This window comes from Anaplasma marginale str. Florida (assembly GCF_000020305.1).
GTDB lineage: Bacteria > Pseudomonadota > Alphaproteobacteria > Rickettsiales > Anaplasmataceae > Anaplasma > Anaplasma marginale.
The window spans coordinates 484,938-504,922 of the sequence record NC_012026.1; the positions used below are offsets into that span (position 1 = coordinate 484,938).

Here is a 19,985-nt window from a genome sequence, read left to right on the forward strand (position 1 = left end):
TGTGTGCTTGGCAGGTGCCGCGGCTTTCATATGAGCGCTGCGGTGACCGGCCTTTGCTGTTTGTGCTTGTTGGAGTGGGTGGCACTAGCGGTGCGGTGCTGGGGCCTTTCTCCGGGGTTTGGAGCTGAGCCTGTCCCTGAGGCTAGCGACTTGGTGCGGCTTTTCGTGTTTTGGTCGAGCGGAAGTTGGACGGTGCTTGTGCGGTGCCGGTCAATTGGACGCTTCGGTCACCTGCGGTGTTGCCAGGGATGAGATGTAGGTGCCTACAGCAGCGTGTGTGACCCGGGGTGGCGTGTTTGATGTATGAGGTGTGTGTAATGGATGAATCACTGCAGCGTTCTAGGGAAGGATGGGGGCCATTTATGGTTGATCCTGCCAGAGCGACGGTGGCTAAGGCTTGCAAAGAAATGCGCGACAGATCCATGTCGTCTTTTGCTGGTGCTGGGCAGTTTATCATAACAATGTCGGCTCTTATTGCCGCCGTGATTGCTATTTGCGGTGCGTGTCTGCAGCCCGCTGTTGCTGGTAGTGCACTGAGTTGGAGTTGTCTGGCGTTCGTGTTGCTATTGTTGCTCGTGGTGGCAACCGGGGTGATAGTAGCGGCCAACAACATAGCAGACATTGCGACAGGGAGTGATGTGAGAATAGTTAAGCCCTCAAGGAAGGGTTGTCGAGAGCTGTCTGATGATGGTGGTCGTTCCAAGGCTATGGTTGCGTTGGCGTGCATATCTGCACTTGCACTTATTGGCGTCATTGTTGCTTGCATATGTATTGACGTAAATCGTGGGGGATGGTGCGGTGGTTTTATGTTAGCCGCGCTGGTGTTGTTCACGATTGCCGCTTTTTTTGGCACAGAGCTCTCACGTGGTCACACAGGTTACACAGTAGTGGAGTACGGCCCCGACGAGGCTTACCATATCACAGTTAACGCAGTTCCTGCCTCAGATGGCCAGGAAGCTAGTCGCGGCTCGAACGAAGACTCGGGCCAAGTGAAAACTGCTGATGTCCCACCAGATACCTTCGTGGTGACTGTTGGGCTGGATTCTCCCGATTCTCTGGCTACGCTGGGGAATTTTGTTGTGTTGGGGTTCTCACCGCAGTTGCAGTGTAGAGTTTATACGGAAGCGTAGCGCGTTGTCTTGATTATGCGCTGCGCAGTCGCGTCTTTGTAGCCTGCCCTGCTGGATGCCCCGCTGGAGGACTTTTCTCCGGGTTATTTCCGCATGAGTTTTGTGGGAAAGTGGGGCCGCTGTCCGGTCTGTGTTCGTCCGCGGTCAACTTAGTTGAGCTAATTAGGGGCGAGTAGATCTTTTAGCGTGCATGTAAGTATTGGGATATGCGCGATTCCCTGTGCAGAGTACGGGGCATGTTCTGAGTAAGTATAATGAGTGAGGGTAAGGTGCTGTGGCTTGTGGGGCGAGCGTTTTCAGCCTTTAAAACCAGTTATGAGTTTTCAAAATCAGCAATTAGGAGCTGTGGCGTCAAGCATGGTGTTTGTGGTTTGGCGCCCTTAATGTCTTTTTTGATCTTCTATCTGCTGATTTGTTGTTACGCAATTGATGTAGAGCTAGGCTTCTTATGCCAGTCAGCGCTTTTCTAGGTAGTGTGTGCTATGAAAAGTCACAATACAAGCCGTCAATGCCAAAAGGGGCCAAGGCCCCGCACCGCGGCTGGTGATGCTGGCGGATCGTCGCCTTTTTGTGGAATTGCAGCGCCCAGTATACCTAACAGTGCAAAAATCAACAAGGTGCAGACTCCGGGTTATGTTGGTACGCCGAAGACTAAAATAAAATGGCCCAGGTTTTATCTCCCTAAAGTTTACGTTAAGAGCGCAGCAGCGTCCGCGGCGCTTGGAGTGATGTCCTGCTGTTTTCTGGTAGAGCTCATATGTGCCGCTGTTACATATTGTGGTGCAGTGCCGGCTGCCATCGCGCCTTCGGCATGGTTGATTGTGTATCCAACTTTGGGTCTGGCGCTTACTTGTGGTATGTGCGTTGCATGGATGCGGCGCAGACGCAACACTTGCGTGAGGTTTGCAGACGCAGCATTATCGCAAAAACCATCTGATAATATTCCGACTCTGAAAACATTGCTGGTCGCATTATTTGTGGTGTGGGGTCTTTGCTTGGTGGCCGGCCTTCCAAATTGGGAGAAATGGGCTGGGATCGCGGATACCATCGTATGCTGCCTACCGGTTGCTGCCCTATTACTGCTACTTTTCGGGTTCTTTGTTGAAGAGGCGTACCCGCGGTGTGAAATGTGGACCATGCCTGCAGATTCTGCGCCAACAAAGAGCTCAGTGACCCTCTCGCAAACCGACAATAACGCAACCTGCGGGGCGTTGCCGCTTGGCACGGAGTTGGATACACCAACTGTGCACCCCATGGAAGCGAGAGGGCGTGAATCGAGCGAGATTCATACTTTGCGAATGTTATATCCTCTTGAAATGCATTTGTTAGACTCAAATCTGCAGATTTAGCTGTAAGCCTCCTTGATTATCGCGCTTTCTGTGTCCAAGGCCCCAGCGTTACCCCCTATTCGTCGAGGTTGAGGGTTTGATTGCGAGAATGTCCGGGTTGATCGCCGTACATATGCCTTTTTAGGTGATGAAGTTTGTTTCAGTACGGTGCCACAACATCCAGGTAGTGTCGTAAGTTGCGCGCGGGTGCGGCGGCTCTGGCATTTAAAGCCAAACTTAGTGAGGTACAATACCACGCTTTTGCAGGGTGCGGCATATAGCAGCCTTCTCGGTATTTTAAAATTTAGTAGATTTTATTGCGTGCACACGTGTTCATATGCTACAATCCCCCCGCGAGTGTGTGGTGCACGAGTTTTCACGGGTTGTGTGGTTGCCTGTTTTCCTAGTCAGATGGGCTGTCTGTGTTTTGAGGGTGCTGCACGGTGCTCTGTGGTAATCTAGCGTTCATTTTACGGTGTGTGTTTGTTGTGTTAAGGGAAAAGAATCGGCCCGGTGGTGGCTCCGGAAACGTATGGGCAGCGGGGAAAACTGTCAGGTTTAGCGACAAGGTTCATAATATTTCGCCTGTACGTGTCAGAGTTGGTGATCCTGCAATGGGGACGGTGATCGGGGCCAAAAGGAAAATACGGGAAAGGTCCATGGTATCTTTCTTTGGTGCTGGTCAGTTTATAATAACAATCGCGGCTCTGGTCGCTGCGATATTTGCTATCTGTGCGTGCCTGCGGACTACGCTGGCTGGGCCATCTGGTACGCTAATTTGGGGCTGCCTGGCGTTGGTCGTATTACTTCCGTTGCTCGGTACGGTTGCGTACATGGCGGTGCAGGACGAGAGAGAAGATGGTGTTGTGGCTGATTATGCGCGAGTTGTCCGGGAAGGATCTGTGTGGGAACATCAGCGGCAATTGTTAGAGGATAGAAGTACGTTTTCTGGCATGCGCGCACTGGCCGCGATGGCCGTGTTTGAGTTCATCTGCGCAATAGTTGCTTGTGCGTGTATGGCCGCCAAGCCCGGAACGTGGCAAGGCAGCGCGCTGTTTTTAGCTACATTGGCGTTATTCATGGCTTCTGCGGTTGTTGTAGTTGGAACGCGGCGCCACTCGTCCGTGTTGGTGTTGAGTGACGCCCCAGTTGTCGGATTATCGCCAGACGTGAGGCCCGCCGCGCCTAGTGGCGGTCAACAAGCTCCAGTAACTGCTGTGCCTGCGGATGCATGCCGCTCAAGCGCTGACGCTCCTGGTACCTCTGTGTCGTCAGTCGTGCTGGATTCTACTGCAGCTTCGGGTGCTGGGGTTTCGGGGCAGCAAGCTGCATTGCATCTCGCTAGAGAAAACGGTGCTTCTGTTGGCATCTGCGCATAGTGGGTAGGAATAGGGGTTGTCGTGGCCTCTGGACGCGTGTTTTCGGCATTCAAAATTGATAGCAGGGCGGCAAAGTCGTCTGTTGGCGGTACGGGGGAGGTACGTGGTGGCGTGGAGTGCTGCGTACTTCTGATATCTTCTGTAGTTTTCTTTCTGCTGGTTTATGGCTTAGTTGTTGCGCGCGTTGACTCTTCCGGGAAGCTCGCCGTGGGCATAATGGGGTGTGCGCTTGTCGCGTTCCTCGCCTCTGCGCTTATTATTTTGCCTGTAATGGCATTGAAGGATTTGGGCCACGACGGCAACAATCGGCCTTACGGCCATCTCGCTTTATATTGCGAAGTCGATAATCGGTCGCGCCCCAGCAAGGTTGTTGATAACACTGATCCTTGCTGCAAGCGTGTAACGTACAAAGTTGTCGTGCTGTGCGCGCTTGTTGCTGCGCTAGCCATTGGCGCGATACTTTATGCCCTCTCCGATGCCACTGCTGCACATTTTGCTGTTGTAGTCATGATTTTTATCGTGGCCAGCTTGCCTGCTGTTACGATGCTTATGTGCGACGATGTTGCAGAGCATGAGGGTGGGCGGCTACACGCGATATGTGCATTAGCAGAGGGTGGCCCCCCGGAGATGAGCGTACTCGCTTTACACAATTGTGAACCCGCGCCCGCCACTTTAGTGTCAGGATCTAAAGTTGCTGTAGAAGTAGCTGTTGCAGCTGGGTCTACAGATAGTCAATCAAGAAGCGTTCGGTGACTTTATTCAAGACAAAATATGGCGCGGGCCGTCATTTTAGTTGTGGCAAGCCCGCTTCTTTGGCGCTTGTGACGTTATGCCGCATGCACCGGCACCGCACGCTTTATATCATAGAGTTGTTTGAGATGTTCGGCCTTCTCGGAATGGGCTGAAAATCATCCTAGTGATGCATCAAGTATGTGTATGAACATCCTGATTATCTACTAGTAAAGCCGCATTCTTTAACGAGTTTCCACACTTTTTATTTTTTTGTATACACACGCTAGCCATGTTTCAAGAGGATGATAAGGTGAAATCAGCACACTACAAAGATGAACGCGGCTTGTATCCGATGCTTCTTCACTGTGTGTTTCTCTCTCGCACGCCCACCGCAGAGTGCATGTGATCGCATGCATGTAATTGTCTGTGGTGGTACTGCCTCAGCCTGCCATGTTTGATGGAATTGGTTCTAGGCGGTCTTTCTTCAGCACATTATGGGTGTTGTTTCCCATCCAGCTATACTTTCCCGCAAATTGACTGTGAAAGTCTGTTTATACAAATAACGATTATGATATTTCCTTGATATTCCTACTCTTTCTAGGGTTTAAAGGCATAAATGATGTTGTGCGCTTGTAATTTTGGATATTTCATGATAAATAGTAAAAATATTCGATATTAAGCGACATTCTCGTTACCAATACGGAAGATTTTAGGGCTTTTCCCACATGGTGAGACGGATTTGCAGCGCATTTTACATGAACTGTACCGTGTATCCGGCTGTTTTTCTTCCCTGGTTATGTTGGCAACGATGAGTCTGCGGTTCCGAGAATAGTTATTTGTGTAATTGGTGAAATATATGCCGGATCAAGCTTCTCTGAGCCTGTTGGGCGACGACACAGGCGGTATAGGTTATACGTTGTTGAACGAAACTGATGACGAAACTGGTATTGATACTCCACGAAGGGGAGTGCGAGAAGTAATCGTTCTGGCGCTGTTGTTTGTTGTTGCGGTTGTGAGTGCAGTGATGTCAGTTGTGTACTCCGCCAATCCGACGGCGTTAGCAGCCCTCATACCAATCGCAGTTGTTTTTGCTTTGGCATTCATTGGTGTTGCTGTTCGGTATGCTATTTCACTTAGAGCTAGCGCTGCACATACTGAGGACCAACAGAGGGACGCATCGCCAGAAAGATCACAACAGCCTGCACAAGCACATCAGCCCACACAAGAAGTTGCGCAGCAGCCGCGCAGCACACCGGAGGAAGTACCACATCGCGGTGAAACGGCCTCCGACGCTGATGTTGCACCTACTCGTTCCAGCGGTGTTTCTCAGTCTACGCCTACTACACCATCAGGTGCTGAACATACCTCTTCACTAGGGGCTGGCGCAGAATCCGTTCGCCCTAGGGGTGCTTCTCAGTCTGCGGCCTCTTCGCCTATGGCTGGTGCAGACCCTACTCGTTCCAGAGCTGTTTCTCAGCCTGTGCCTACTACACCATCAGGCGTTGAACATACCTCTTCACCGAGGGCTGGTGCAGAATCCGTTCGCCCTAGGGGTGCTTCTCAGTCTGCGGCCTCTTCGCCTATGGCTGATGTTGCACCTGCTCGTTCTGGCACTGTTTCTCAGTCTACGCCTACTACACCATCAGGCGTTGAACATGTCTCTTCACTGAGGGCTAGCGTAGAATCCGTTCGCCCTAAGAGCGCTTCTCAGCCTGCGGCCTCTTCGTCGAGGGCTGGTGCGGTACCTGCTGGAGGTCAACGGCGGGATACATTACATCAACCCACACACGAAGTTGCGCGACGGCTGCGTATGGCGATGAAAGCAGCGTACCCTCGCGATGACATATATTTCCAGGAAGAGGATGTGGCATTTGCTGCTGGTTTTTCAGCGGATGCTGACTGTGCATTTATGCGACTCTCTCCGGTTGAGCGGTCTTCGTTGCGAGCTAATGAAGAAGCCGCACGTATCCTGAGGATGCTTGATAGTGGGCAGGCAATCGGGACCCCCCAACTTTTTCATTGTGACAATAAGCTTCACATACTTGCCCGTAATGGCGCAATTTTTAGAGTTGATAGCGCAAGCATAGTACCTGCTGAATGCCTGGATTCTACCGAGTCACTCGGAGATTCGTGGATGTTATTGCGGCCGCAGTTACCAGAGGGACAACGTATAGTTGGGCTGGTGCGTAAAGTGGATACTAGATGCGGCGAAGTGCAGTTTCCACGTGATATGTGCTATGCAGTCGCCCACTGTGGGGCACTAGCTGATACTATTAAGAAAGTGATGTTGGACCACAGCTCCGCAGCGCTGCCTGAGTCTCCAGAAAGTAGGATGCAGATATTTCGCCAGTATGTTGTCTTGCACTACAACTTTGCAAGCGAATCAGCCAAAACGCGGGAAAGGCAGTTGCCGTTGGAAGACGTGCGTAGTTTTATGAGAAGTCCCGCAGGGGCCGGGTTTACACGCGACCTTTTTGAGTATCGAGCAAGCTTTCAAACTGCTGTAGAGCAAGATAGGCATATGCGTCCAGAATGCCGCGCGTTCTTAAATTGTGCGCTTTCTGTTCTTGATTCCCTTGGCCAGGAAGAAATTTTCAGGTCCGATGGGGTATCTCAGGAAGTCATGTGCCTGCTTTATTCTCTTTCCGGTGCCACATATCTTGTAAAAAGCGATCACGACATTATGCCCGCGGGCATGAATGAGTTCACGAAAGGGCTGACCGCTAAGTTCTTGGCTGACGAAAATTTCAGGGGTGCACTCATAAACCTTATTGTACGTGAGGTGGCAGAAGTTGTACTCAAAGAGCAATTACCGGACCAGAAGACTAACAGGAGCAATAAAACAAATATGCCCAGGCTGGATGGAGTGTTAGCTCACATTTCCAGTAGGCAGGGAGCACTATGGATGTGTCGTGCAATTCCTGGGCTTGTCCAGAGTGTTACCACTGCAGTGCTGGGATTTTGTGGGGTGCGTGATGCCAATCATCTCAACGTTGTTAGCCCCAGAATAGTTAGTCAATTACATGTTATTCCTGGTTTTGACGAAGTAGCTACAGGAAACCGTTTAGCCGAGGAAGGCGCGAGAGTTTCTGCACGCTATGAGCAGCTTTGTGCCGATACTGCGCGTAGTGCTGAGATAAGGCCTTTAATTGTGGCAGCAGCAGCGGCCGAGGCTATGCAGAGGCCTGAAATGGGGCAGGGAGATGCGGATGCATGGGATAAGGAGGATTGTTTTGCGTTGGTTACTGAGAAGTACCGCAATTCTCCGGATTTGGCTGATGCCACCGCGCGTGCCACAACTGCTAGGAGTATAATATCTGCACTAACGCGTGATGCTGTAGAAGAGGTTGTTGCCCATACCACGGCTTCTTGGATTGAGCAGCAGTTTGCTGGTGACATGGCACGGCATTACCTTGACGTAATAGTGCAGGGTAAACCTGGTGTAGGTGAGCATCTTGCTAGATGGCTACGTAATGATGCTCTGCACCAAGAACCCGTCTTTGCCTCCGCCTTTAGCACCGAAATCAGAGGCGCTGTTTTTCATACACAGGAAGTTGATGTTCTTGCTATGTCAGAAGGGCTTCAACCAGTGTTCGGTGATTTATTAGCTCCGCAGTTTTCTGTAGAAGATTCTCAGACAGCTGCTGAAAGAGCCTCTTCGAGTAGTGCAGAAACTGAGCGCAGTTCGCCTAGCCACAGTGAAGGAGCTGTAGACCAGACAGCGCTCCCACAGCAAGCGAATATCGCACCAGCCCTGAATGCGGGCACTTCTGATTTCCCTGCGGTGAGTAGAATCGGTGATGAGGGAAATGCGATAGGTGATGCATCATCAAACTGTGTCCTATTTTTTCTCCGGCCAGCCGGCGATGAGAAGATAAAGGGGAATGATGACGTTGTCAGATATGTTAATGGAGTGCGCAATAGTGGCGGCACAAGCGATGCACCACACATTTTTGGTGTGGACGGATCATTCTATATAGTTGGGTGTGATGGTAGCCTTTTCGAACTTGCGTCTATAAATACTCTGCATACTGGGTATGGAGCCAATACTACGGCTATTCCCGATGGAGTTTCATGGGTTTTGGTGCGCACAGACTGCACCGCAATTGAGGATGGTCTACATGTTGCGTCCCACCCGCATCTTACTCTAAAAGTTGAGAACAACTACAAATTTCCCAGTGATCTACGTCACTCCGTCGCTCACACTGATAGCATTGAGGTGGTGCTAAAGAAGCTGATGCTGCAGCTAGCAAACACCAACAGCATTGAATCCCTATATTTGAGGCGATCATGCCTACACCACTACGTTAGGCTTCAACGCGCGCTTATTTCTAACATTTTTGGGACAGAAGGGGGAGCAGCGGAAGAACGGACAGGAGCGCCGACGGAGGAAACACTGCGTCGTTTTATGTTGTTTAGCGATATAGGAAACGGGTTTGCTCGCGACCTTTTAGACCACCAGGAGGAGCTTGAAGCTATTTTGAGCGATGAGCTGCTCCTTACACAAGCAGACCGTGACTTTTTTGCCTCAGTGCTGGCTACCGCTCAAAAAAACAGTGCAGAAATTCCCCTAGATGACCCCGGTGTTCCGTTGGAGACCATGTGTGGGATATATGCGCTCGCTGGGGGTGCTCTGCTGTTACAAAATGATGTTACACAAGATGCACGAGTGCGAGTAGGACACTCAGAATTACTCTGCAATTTTCTAGGTGATCCAGGTTTTAGAGATACGCTCATTGCCCTAACTGTACGGGGTGTAATAGCAACAATTAATGAGGTAAAACGTGAGAGGCCAGATCTAGAAGACCCCAAAGCGTTTTCAGATGAGGTGCTTCGTACTGTTTATAGTGCCACACGTAGTAGCACACTTCCGATGATTTGCAAGTCCATTCCCGGGCTTGTTGAGAGTGCAATAGCTGTATTGGCTAGATTTTATAATCTGCAAGGTGCAGAAACCAAAGTGGCGAGCCATGGGCTACTTGCGCACATGCACGTGATTCCCGGTTTTGGCATGGCGGATTTAGGAAGGGCAGAAGCTGGCAGAGGAAGGCAAATAGCGCAACAGTGTAAGATTCTTCAAGAGCGTGGTGCCAGTGTGAAGCATGCGCTACCCGTAATAGTAGCACGCGCAGCAATGCGTGGTGAGTCTATGGAAGGCTATTTGAACGAGGTACTTGCTGCATACGAACGCGGAGAAGAAAAGATTTCTAACGTCACTGAGTGCATGGTGCAACTCAGGAAATGTATGCCAACACTGGAATCTTCGACTTTGCGGGAATTAGTTTATAACGCTTTTGCCACAGGGGTCGCGTCTATGCTTGATAATGACCCGCAGAACTATTCTAAGCAAGCATTTTCGGGGATTGCGCGTGGTGCTGATACGCTAGTGGGCGAGCTGCTTGCACGCAGAGCGTTAGAACTGCCCGAAAACCTATGTTTCTCCAAATTAATGGGGCAGAGGCTCTCAATGTGCATTGAGGTCGATTCTGAAGTTTTAGGTGTATCGAGCGACTTATACCCCGCATTCCGTAGTGTGCTTAAGACCCAATTGCCTGGCGATAGCGATACAAGACAACAACGAACTGACAGCGCGCAATCACGGGATGAACGCTCTGGTAGTGAAATAAATATAGCTCCTGAGGTGATGCGTAAAATTGCTGAGCGTGAAGCTGCACGCGTTACTCGAAATTTGCGTTCTACAGGGGCAGATGGAGGCCTGCACACAGGTTCGCTATCAACTAGTTTGCCAGGTTCATTGTCTGATTTGTCGCAATCCGGTGTGTCGCAAGCTACTCCATCGGGGCGGGATTTGCACAGCGCGTTCTCGGCGGGTGGTGATAGAACTTCAATGCCAGGTACTAGTGGTGTTGGGAAAGAAGGGAAAGTGCCTTTGGTAGAATTACCTCAACAACCCGTTGCGACGCCAGTTGGTGCTACACAAGCCCAAAAGCACCTAGCAGAGCAAGATTCACGTAGTGCATCTCCAACACACACCAACTCCTCTGTGGAAGAGGGTGAAGGCGATGAAACAAGTATGTTCTTCTCAGCCAATTTTGAGCAACCCGTTGTGACGCCAGCTGGTGCTACACAAGCCCAAGAGCACCTAGCAGCGCAAGGTTTACATGCTCAGGGATCGGATGGTGGCTTTAGCGCTGATTCACTATCAACCATCAGTGGTTCACTCAACTCATTTTTATCGGGTGTTACCATAAACCATGACCGCTCGCGCAGCCAATCCCCAGTGGGTGGCAGCAGAACTCCGGTACCCGGTGCCGCTGGTAATGACGGGGGAGAAGCTAGCATGCATCCCGCAGAATTGCCTCAACAACCCGCTATGGCGCCGGCTAGTTATACACCGGTTCAGGAAGATCTAGCGGAAGAAGGTTTTGACACAGTTGACGCGGCAAGTGATCCTGCCACTGAGTTACAGCAGGCTACAGCCGCTAGAGTTGGCGGCCGTTCACGACGCTCGTCTCTTTCAGGGGAAAGTGACGTGTTAAGGGTGAGTGAGAACGTAGTGTATGCTGGCGAAGAGACTCTCAGAAGGCATGACAGCGTTGCTGATCACCGCGTAGTGCTTATTTTGGAGGAATTTGACGTTAACACACTGCCGAACACGCATCCGGTAAAGGCAGGAATGTTAGTCGCCATGGGGCGGGGTGCTAACGATACCGCTATAACATTCTATCAACAGCCTATTGCATTGCGGGAAGATGGCTGCGACGCGCACACTTTTTGCGTAATGCACGGTAAGAGCTTTAAAGTTGCTCCTGATGTACGCGTGGCGCCTCCCGGCAGGAGCATTGGTACTTTATTGTCTGAGATACCTTCATCGCCTACGTCTACCAAGGTCGTAGTGAAAGTTCCTATTGTGGCTGGGGGCCTGTCGCTCAGTGATGGTAAGCTGAATTTTCAACGAGCAGAATTTGATATTAGTGATTTATCGCTCCCAGCTGCACGCAGGATAGATCGTAATAGTTTAATGTCGCTGATGCTCAATGACTATGTTGCCTGCACACTGAATGGAAATTTGCTGGGGGGCGGTACTTTTATCGCATATTTGGGTCTTCAGCAGCAACTTTGTAGTGACTTTGTCACGCACAGGCAGGACTGTGGTGAGGCTATGATCATTCCAAACCAAGAATGGTCAAGGTTTATTTGTAGTCCCATGGGCTCCAAATTTGTCAATGATGTTAAGAGATACATGTCAGGCTTCCGCGATGCGCACAATGTAATGCCTGATTCGGATAACAAGACGCGTTTGCAGAGCGTTATGACGTCAATATCCCACAACGTAGTGAGTGCGGATGGTGATGGCACGTCTGTAGAAGTTTTGAAGGCGCTGCATGCCCTTTCACACGCAGGGTATCAAGTTGATTGCACAAGTGTGGGGGCAGAGGAGCGGACCAAGGCGATCGTCAGGAAGTTTCTTGCTGATGACGAGTTTGGCATGGCCCTGATAATGGCAGCAATGTCATCATGTCTGGACGCGCTTGTAGTGCATTTTAGTAAATCTAGTCGTCTTGGTGGTCCAGCAGATGACGGTGCGTCAGTGCGTGGCATGTTGAACAGCGTTGTGCCTGATATATGCCGCCGCATTCCCGGGCTAACTGAGGGCATGGTTGGTTTGTTGCAGAGGGTTGTAGGTGTTAACCGCGTCAACATAGACCAACATGGGCGACAAACAGCTATCGTGACGAGCATAGAAAAGTGGGTAGACGGTAGCCACACAAATTCCGAGCAGACAATATATGGCTGTTCCCTTGATGAGTATCTCGCGAATGCAGATGCATCGTATATGCGTAATGCGATCGTCGCATGTGCACAGGCTAAGGCCGCGCAACGCGGAGGTGCGTCAAACAGGCAGGGTTATTACAGCGAGGTAATGCAGGAATTTCTTGGCAGCGGTAATGTCCCAAGTGTTGAAGAGTGCGAGGAGCGCATTGGAACGGCAATAGCTGGCTTTGACGAAAATATGCTTGCGGGACTTGTTGCAGATTCCGTTGCGCACAGAGTTTATAAGAACCTGGTTTGCTCGCCCGGCCTTGTGTTTGATTGCGAAGAGAGGTTGATCAGGGCCTTTTATGGGCACTTCAGCAACAACGAGCGTCCCCAAGGCGGGGCAGTACAATTTGCACGTGATCTCAGCGCTCATAGCAAGAATGTTATTAGCAAGTTTCTTGCGGCGGAAAAAGAGACCGTGCGTGAATTTTTGCCTAGCATCATGAATAGCCATAGCGACGTGTCATTCTTTACTAGAAACACCCGATGCGAGGTGTTTATTTGTGAGCCCGCGCAAAGTGCGCGGAGTGCGACGCCGCATACGCGCAATCATGAACTGATAGGAGAAGAGCAGGGGGTAGGTGCTGCGCAGCATTTGCGGTAGTCGCCCTCTAAGCATCCCATTTTTTACGTTTCCACTAATTTGAACGAGGACTTAATCTGCTATGAATGACACAATAAAGCCATCTGCCGGGAATGTTACTACGCTGCGATCCATGCAGCCGCCCAGCATCCTTGAACTTTTTGGGATTGCGGAGATTACCCACGAGGATATATCAAGTACGCGTATCGTACTTGTATTGCAACCGGTTGGTGTTGCCGAAATTCGTAGTATTACCGACGACGGTCTCAAAGGTGAAATTTTGGACGATATTACAACACGCGCTAATGATCACCAGACGCCCAAGTTTTACTTTTCCGAGGAGGGCGCGACGGGTGGCGGGATATATTGCAACCTTTCCAGAAATATCTTTCGGGTTATTGGATATAGGGTTTTGAATCGAGGCAGTAGCTTACCTCCCGTACCTCCAGGGTTGATGCACATGATCTTCAAGCCGGCACTTCCCGATTATATGAAAATACCAACTGTGGGTATGCAACTCAGGGAGACTCTTGGTTCATTTCCAGGGGAGTTTTGCTATCCGGTTGAGATTAAGCTTACGTCTAAAAACCTGCTCAAATTAATGTTTTTGCCTTCGCGTTATGCATATAGTGAGGATGGTCCATTTGATCTTTACTTTAAGTTACAATGGAGGTTGCTATACAATCATTTACAGTCGTTTTACGGCACCGAGATTTTGCAACTGGGTGAACAACACAATGAGGGGGTGTATTCGCACGTAATGTACGGGGTAGGGTATAGAGTTTTTAATGATATTGCGTGTTGTGCGGGGGAAGCGAGACTTATGTATAGGCACCCCCGCGCACTTGCCCGAGCAAACACTGTTATGAGCTGCGCGAAATTCACACGGTGTTATACAAACATGATAAGGAGTCTCGGGCATGCAATGGAAGTTGAGTCACCGGATGGTACAGAGCTTCCGGTGATGTCTGCGCTGTATGTGCTTTCCGCCCCGAGTCTGCAGTGCGTGAAAGATCTGACCGGATTAGACCAGCAGAGGGAGATAGTTGCCAGATTACTGTGCGACGCAGATCTGAGAACCGCAGTAGTGACTGGTGCCCTTAAGGCAGTTGCGACCATGTATGCGTCGGATTCCTGCACTGGTCGCATAAATTATGACGTTTTCACTGCGCGGTTTCTTCCTCGTTTAGCGATGAACACTTCAGGGCTACCGGAGAGCATATACGGGCTTGTGAGCACATATTTGGATTGCGATCCTGCGTACAATATTGATATAACCGTAGGCATTATTACCCAACTATGCGCAATTCCAGGATTTCACAGGGCGGCCGCAATATCGGAAGGCGGTGGTGTCAATACTCGTTCGATTTTATTGAACGGTACTGCTCGCAGTGTCATAGCTCGTGACCATGTGGAAGGCTATGCAATGATGGCTGAGGCGCTTGTTCGGTCTAGAAGCAGTAATACAGATGTCTGGACTCTATATGGAGTGTTGACAGAGGAGTGGGGTGCGCAACAACGTTTGGATGCTGAGGCTCCGGAAGATGTGCTCAGCTATTTTAGGCACTCCGTCTCTCGGCTTGACAAATCTGGCCTACAAGAGCTTGTTGCGGCTATGGTTGCAGATCAAATATCTGCATTGCTTTTTGAAGGGGAACAATGCTCTGCTGAACTACTAACTGACCCTCGTATAGGGGAAGTGCGCAATGAGGCAGTGATAAATGCTTGTATGAAGGCAAGCGAAAATGGCCCACTATCGGACTTTTTTCCCTCACTCATGCAGGATAAGATAAGAACCCATCATGTGGCTACGAAGCTGGAGTACGGACTACGTTTGCCTGGCGGTGGCCCTTCTCCGACTTCTATGTCTGGGATAGACGCCACCGCACCTGATTCTGGAATTGGAAGGTGACCACCATAGTGGATTTAGCATAGTTTACTTTGGGTATTGCATACTTGGGTGGTTTTTTGGATCTAAAGCCATAAATACATTTTGTACTACCGAGATATCCGTAGGTATTTTGTTTAAAAGTAAATTTTTTTTAGAAAATTTCCTAAATTCGGGTATTTTTATGGTATACTAACAACTCACTTGTTGTTAGTATCGGACCAAATGCTGATGTGCGAGGTTTTACGAACATCACAACCACTCAGGTTATGCCAAATAATGCAGTATCACTCCTTTGCAAGCCAACGGAGCGCGTATTTAGGATAGAAATTTGCTTGGATAAACTGGGAGCGTTGTCCGCGCTACTTCCAGCTGGGTAATAAGCCAATAGGCCGCCTTTTAAACAAAATCGGAGTAATATGCATGAACAACATAGTTAAAGCCACTGTGTCAATATTAACCGCGGCGTTTTTAATCACCCTGAGCTTTGTTGCAAATACTGTGGCGGCGGCTATTCTGGTACCTATTTGCTTTATGTGTGCACTAGTCTTCTATTGCTTTGAGTTGTGCTTAGCACTGACCAAAAGTTCCATAAATTGGTTAAGGGACAGTGTTGGCTTTGCTCACAACAAGGAGATTGCGTTTAGGATTGAGCCGGATAGCCCCAACGGCATCAAATTAGATGATATAGCCAGTGGTCGATGTAATGAGTACAACGGCGTTAATCTGCAAGATCTACTAGTACGGTACGCACACTATCACGAGGCAGAAGGTAAGTACATTTTTCCTCAAAGTGCCGAACCTGTGATTCTTGTGTCCGGTTCTAATCAACACTTTTTAGGCTGTGGAGACACTGTTTATCCGGTGCAACCCCTAATGAACAAACCGGCGTCCCTGTTCCCGCCCCGTAGGAAAACATCGCCCTTGAGCTATATGTGGATGCAAGATCCGGATTATGGCCTTGTAGATGAGAGAGATGCTGTTCGAGAGATTGTCTTAAAAACAAATTTTGTGGTTACTGGGCCGCGAACCAACGATGTGCGTCTTCAATACGTGGATGGTAGCGGACAAAATTTTTCAAGGGTAAAACTCATCACCCCCTCAGTAGTGATGAGCAAGACCAAGGACATGACTCCGATGCGCCTGGCACTTCTATCCCCCTACATATTGCCAGATGATTCGGAGTCTGTATTCTTTAGGCGCTATGTAGCGCTGGCCAGAGCCCGTATGCAATATAATGGTGGCGATATACCTTGGGAGCTAGAGTGGGATATACGCACAAATGGGCGCCAGTTTTCGCGCGTTCTTGTATACAATAAAGTTACTCTATCTCGGATGAATGCGAGATTCTTGAATGGCAGCTTAGAGCTCATTTTTAAAGATATTGAAACCAGGCCCTTTGAGTATGATGCGGCTAGAGTTGCGCGACACTCAAGGGATATGTTGCTCCTATTGGGTTTGTCGCACAGCGGAGAGGCGATATTCAAGCCTATCACTAAACAAAGCAGGCTTTGGTTAGTATCAGAGTTTATGCACTCACGGCAATTTCAAGATGCCGTGGTCTCAGCTGCTATGGCTAGCGTGACAAATAGCATTGATAGGGGTCTAACTTCTAAAGCTGCTATTTTGAAAGCCATGCCATACTTGTGTAAGCAAATTCCTGGTTTGTGTGAGGCTGTCTACACCATAATTAGGGCTGCGAAGTATAATAACGGCGTGTGCGAGGAAGGTGAGTTGGATGCTTTGGCGCTTTATAGCGTTTCGAATGTATTGCGTGGCCGAGACAAAGATTGTGCGCTTGACCTACCCGGCGTAGACGAGGAGCATGCATTTGAAGGTATGAGCGACAGAGAAATAGAGCGTTTTGACGCACTCAAAGATAGTGCTTTGCGCGCGTCCCATGTTTTGCATGGTGACAACAATAATGTAGATGACATGTATAAAACTGGACGCCGCGTATTGCGGGACGAGAACTGCTCTGCAATAATCGCGTATCTGGTGGCGCATAATGTGCGGTCAAATGGTATGCACGCGGGAGGGGTATTCCATCTGCATACGCACGATATATCAGACACATTAATTGTGGATTATATACGAGCTGATTCGGTGTTACGGGACCACGCATTTGAAAATGGTGCAAAGTTAGAATTTGCCGATAGGCAGGAGCTAGAGATGCATCCCGACGCTCGCGTGGAGACGCGCGTATTTCGGGAGATTGCGTACCCTCCCGCGTCAGGTACATTGCTTGATAATACTAGAGTTACCGCAGTGGGAGCAGAATCCAGAGCTCCTGGGCCAGTGCCCGGGGCAGCGAGTGCATAATACTCCGCAGTGGTTAGGAATGCGCAGGTTGGGTGCGTGATCAAACTGCTGAAGGGCTAATAATCCTCCAGAAAGTGCAGCCGCGGTATGTGCGGCTTTTGTGTGCATGTGGGAATGTATAAAATCTATCAAGTAGCTTACATGGACTGTGTTTGCCTGATAGCGGCGCTATTATAGATGCTGCTGAGTGTGATTCTGAAGCTGAAAGACACCAACAAAGCGGATTACCCGCAGTTCAACAGGTGGCCACCTAAGGCAGTTTCTGGACCTGAAATTATAAATATATTTACATAAGTTGATGTATCTGCAAACATTGGGTTATAAAAGTAAAAGTTTTTAGAAAGTTCCTAAGTTCAGGTATTTTCATGACATGACGCAACTTGTCAGTATAGGGCTAGATGCTGGCGTGAGGTTTTTTCACGCATAGCACACTATACAAATTAAGTGTGAGCGCGCCGCTTGGTAGCAAAGCTTACGTGATTACAGGGTGCGACAGCGATGCGCAACTTTTTACCGATGCACACTTGAAGTAGCCAATCGGCTCGACGGACGATAAATGAAATTGGAGTAACACGCATGAAAAAGATAGCTAAAGTTATTTTGTCGGTATTAACCACGGCATGTTTACTTGCCTTGTGTCTCGTTGTAGGCACCGTATACGCAGTTACGGTACCCGTTTACTTTCTGTGTGCGCTGGTTTTGGGTAGTTTTGCGGGCTGTGTAGCGCTGACCAAAAGTGCCATTGCTTGGGCAAGGGATAGTGTCGGTCTTCCTCATAACAAGGAGGTTGTGTTCAGGGTTGAACAAGATAGCCCCAACGGCATCAAACTAGATGATATAGCCAGTGGTAGATGCAGCGAATACAAGGGCGTTGATCTGCGAGATGCACTACGAGAATACGCATTCATTGACCAGGGGAAGGGGAAGTATGTCTTTCCAGCGAAAAACCCTGTGTGCTTCGTTTCCAATTCCGGTCAGCACTTTTTAGGGCATCTAGACACTATTTACCCGGTACGGCTCCCGACAGCGCGGCCGGCACACTTGTTTCCACCCAAGAAGGCAGACATGTTTCCTTATTGCATTGGGGGGCGACGTAATAATTCTGTAGATGATAGGCGTTTTGTTCATGAGTTTGTTTTAAAAACAAATTTTATCGTAACCGGGCCGCGCACCAATGGTGTGCGTCTTCAATACGTGGGTGGTAGCGGACAAAATTTTTCAAGGGTGAGGCTCATCACCCCCTCAGTAGTGATGAGCAAGACCAAGGGTATGACGCCAATCCGCCTGGCACTTTTGTCTCCCTATGTGGTGCCAAGTAACTCCAATTCTGTGTTCCTGAGGCGCTACATCGCACTGGCTAGGGCTGGTGTGGACGAAGATGGAAGGGTTTCTAATGCATTCGAGAAAGATATGCGTGCAAATATGCGACAATTTACACATATTTCTGCATATGAGAGGGGCGCCTTGTCTCCGGAAGATATGGCGTTTATGCGTTTCAGTATGAATGTGCTTCGCTCTGCCGCAGATGATCGGTCTTCTGAATGCAGTGTGGCCGCGCTTGAGCAGCACTCAAGACACATGTTGCTCCTATTGGGTTTGTCGCAGGGAGAAGAGGCGATGTTCAAGCCTCTGACAGAAGCAGGTAAAGTGTGGCTAATGTCAGAGTTTATACACTCACCGTCATTTCAAGATGCCATGATCTCAGCTGCTATGGCCAGTATGGCAAGTAGCGTTGATAAGGGCAGAGTTTCTAGGGAAGATGTTTTGAGATGCATGCCATATCTATGCAAGCAAATTCCCGGTTTCTGCGAGGCTATCTATACCATAGTGAGAGCTGCGAAGTATAATAACGGCGTGTGTGAGGAAGGTAATCTAGGCGGGTTACCACTTTACAATATCGCGCGTGCACTCAATAGACACGGTGTTCAACTACCCGATATAGATGAGGATAGCGCGTTTGCGGGCATGAATGACAGAGCGAAAGGGGAGTTTGAGACGTTTGTGGAGCAAATTTCACGGGCATGCCGCCCCCCAGATGCTGACGACATGAATAGTATGTGTGGTACTGGACGGCGAGTATTACAGGATAGGCGCTGTTCCGACGCGATTGCATGTTTGATAGCCCGTAGGATATCATACTTGTGCGATAGTCGCAGAAAACCAGTGGACAGCCTGTGTACGCCTGCAACATCGGACGAGTTTATCACAAATTACATACGGGACGATCCTGTATCACGGGGCCACGTACCTGAACGCTGGGTCGGATTGAAACTTGCCGATCGGCAGGAGTTGGCGATAGCTTCTGACGTTGACACAGTGGTATACAAATTTCCAGGGCTTGTATATCCCCCTGTACCAGAAGCGGGTACATCGCTTGATAGCTCTGAAGTTACCGCAGTCAGCGCAGAATCCAGAGCCACCAGGCCGGCAGCAACTGGGGCAGCAGGTGTGTAACGTCTAGTGTTAGAGTGAGAGGTGTTCGAAGCTGCGGTCATAGGCAGCTTCGTAAGCATGGAAATTGTAAACTCGCCAAGTAGCTTTGTTAAGCGTGAGTTGTGTTTGTCTGATAGCGGTTCCTGCGAGCGCTTTTATATACATGTAGACGATCACCACAACGGACTGGACATGGCTCGCTCCGGATGTTGCAAGTTTAAAGCGACCTCCGGGTCCAAAATTGTAAATATATTACATATATTGATATATCTATGAATATTAGGTTATAAAAGTAAAAGCTTTAGAAAGTTCCGAAATTCAGGTATTTTGGTGCCGTAACACAGCTACTCTCAGGAGGTGTGTTGTTTGTTACATTGCGAGCTAGTGTGAGCACGCGCACTTGGTAAA

7 protein-coding genes are annotated in these 19,985 nt (G+C 49.4%); all 7 read left to right on the forward strand.

What is annotated here, in order from left to right:
• The first annotated feature begins 317 nt into the window (after positions 1–317).
• The 7 genes from msp1a (AMF_RS07050) (at position 318) to AMF_RS07095 (ending at position 19,598) form a co-directional block, all read left to right on the forward strand.
• Positions 318–1,130, forward strand: coding sequence for a major surface protein MSP1 subunit alpha (gene msp1a, locus AMF_RS07050; RefSeq protein WP_227013258.1), 813 nt, complete (start codon positions 318–320; stop codon positions 1,128–1,130).
• A 1,771-nt stretch (positions 1,131–2,901) separates the two neighbouring features.
• Positions 2,902–3,837 carry a major surface protein MSP1 subunit alpha gene (msp1a, locus tag AMF_RS07065; protein WP_012658934.1) on the forward strand — a complete coding sequence of 312 codons (936 nt, stop codon included), beginning with the start codon at positions 2,902–2,904 and terminating at the stop codon, positions 3,835–3,837.
• 21 nt (positions 3,838–3,858) lie between these two features.
• A complete protein-coding gene (locus AMF_RS07070; protein WP_010267502.1) occupies positions 3,859–4,590 on the forward strand; it encodes a hypothetical protein in 732 nt (243 codons plus the stop codon).
• An 835-nt stretch (positions 4,591–5,425) separates the two neighbouring features.
• Positions 5,426–12,955 (forward strand): hypothetical protein, encoded by a 7,530-nt coding sequence (locus tag AMF_RS07075; RefSeq protein ID WP_010267507.1) that lies wholly within the window; start codon positions 5,426–5,428, stop codon positions 12,953–12,955.
• A 61-nt stretch (positions 12,956–13,016) separates the two neighbouring features.
• Positions 13,017–14,846: a hypothetical protein gene (locus AMF_RS07080; protein ID WP_010267509.1), complete on the forward strand. Its 1,830-nt coding sequence runs from the start codon at positions 13,017–13,019 to the stop codon at positions 14,844–14,846.
• 399 nt (positions 14,847–15,245) lie between these two features.
• Positions 15,246–17,144, forward strand: coding sequence for a hypothetical protein (locus AMF_RS07090; protein ID WP_010267513.1), 1,899 nt, complete (start codon positions 15,246–15,248; stop codon positions 17,142–17,144).
• A gap of 576 nt (positions 17,145–17,720) precedes the next feature.
• Positions 17,721–19,598, forward strand: a complete 1,878-nt coding sequence (locus AMF_RS07095; RefSeq protein ID WP_010267515.1) for a hypothetical protein — start codon at positions 17,721–17,723, stop codon at positions 19,596–19,598.
• Positions 19,599–19,985: the final 387 nt, after the last annotated feature.

Excerpts from the sequence above, each read along its gene's own strand:
- msp1a (WP_227013258.1), top strand. The coding sequence starts at position 318 with ATGGATGAATCACTGCAGCGTTCTAGGGAAGGATGGGGGCCATTTATG.
- AMF_RS07075 (WP_010267507.1), top strand. The coding sequence starts at position 5,426 with ATGCCGGATCAAGCTTCTCTGAGCCTGTTGGGCGACGACACAGGCGGT.
- AMF_RS07080 (WP_010267509.1), top strand. The coding sequence starts at position 13,017 with ATGAATGACACAATAAAGCCATCTGCCGGGAATGTTACTACGCTGCGA.
- AMF_RS07090 (WP_010267513.1), top strand. The coding sequence starts at position 15,246 with ATGAACAACATAGTTAAAGCCACTGTGTCAATATTAACCGCGGCGTTT.
- AMF_RS07095 (WP_010267515.1), top strand. The coding sequence starts at position 17,721 with ATGAAAAAGATAGCTAAAGTTATTTTGTCGGTATTAACCACGGCATGT.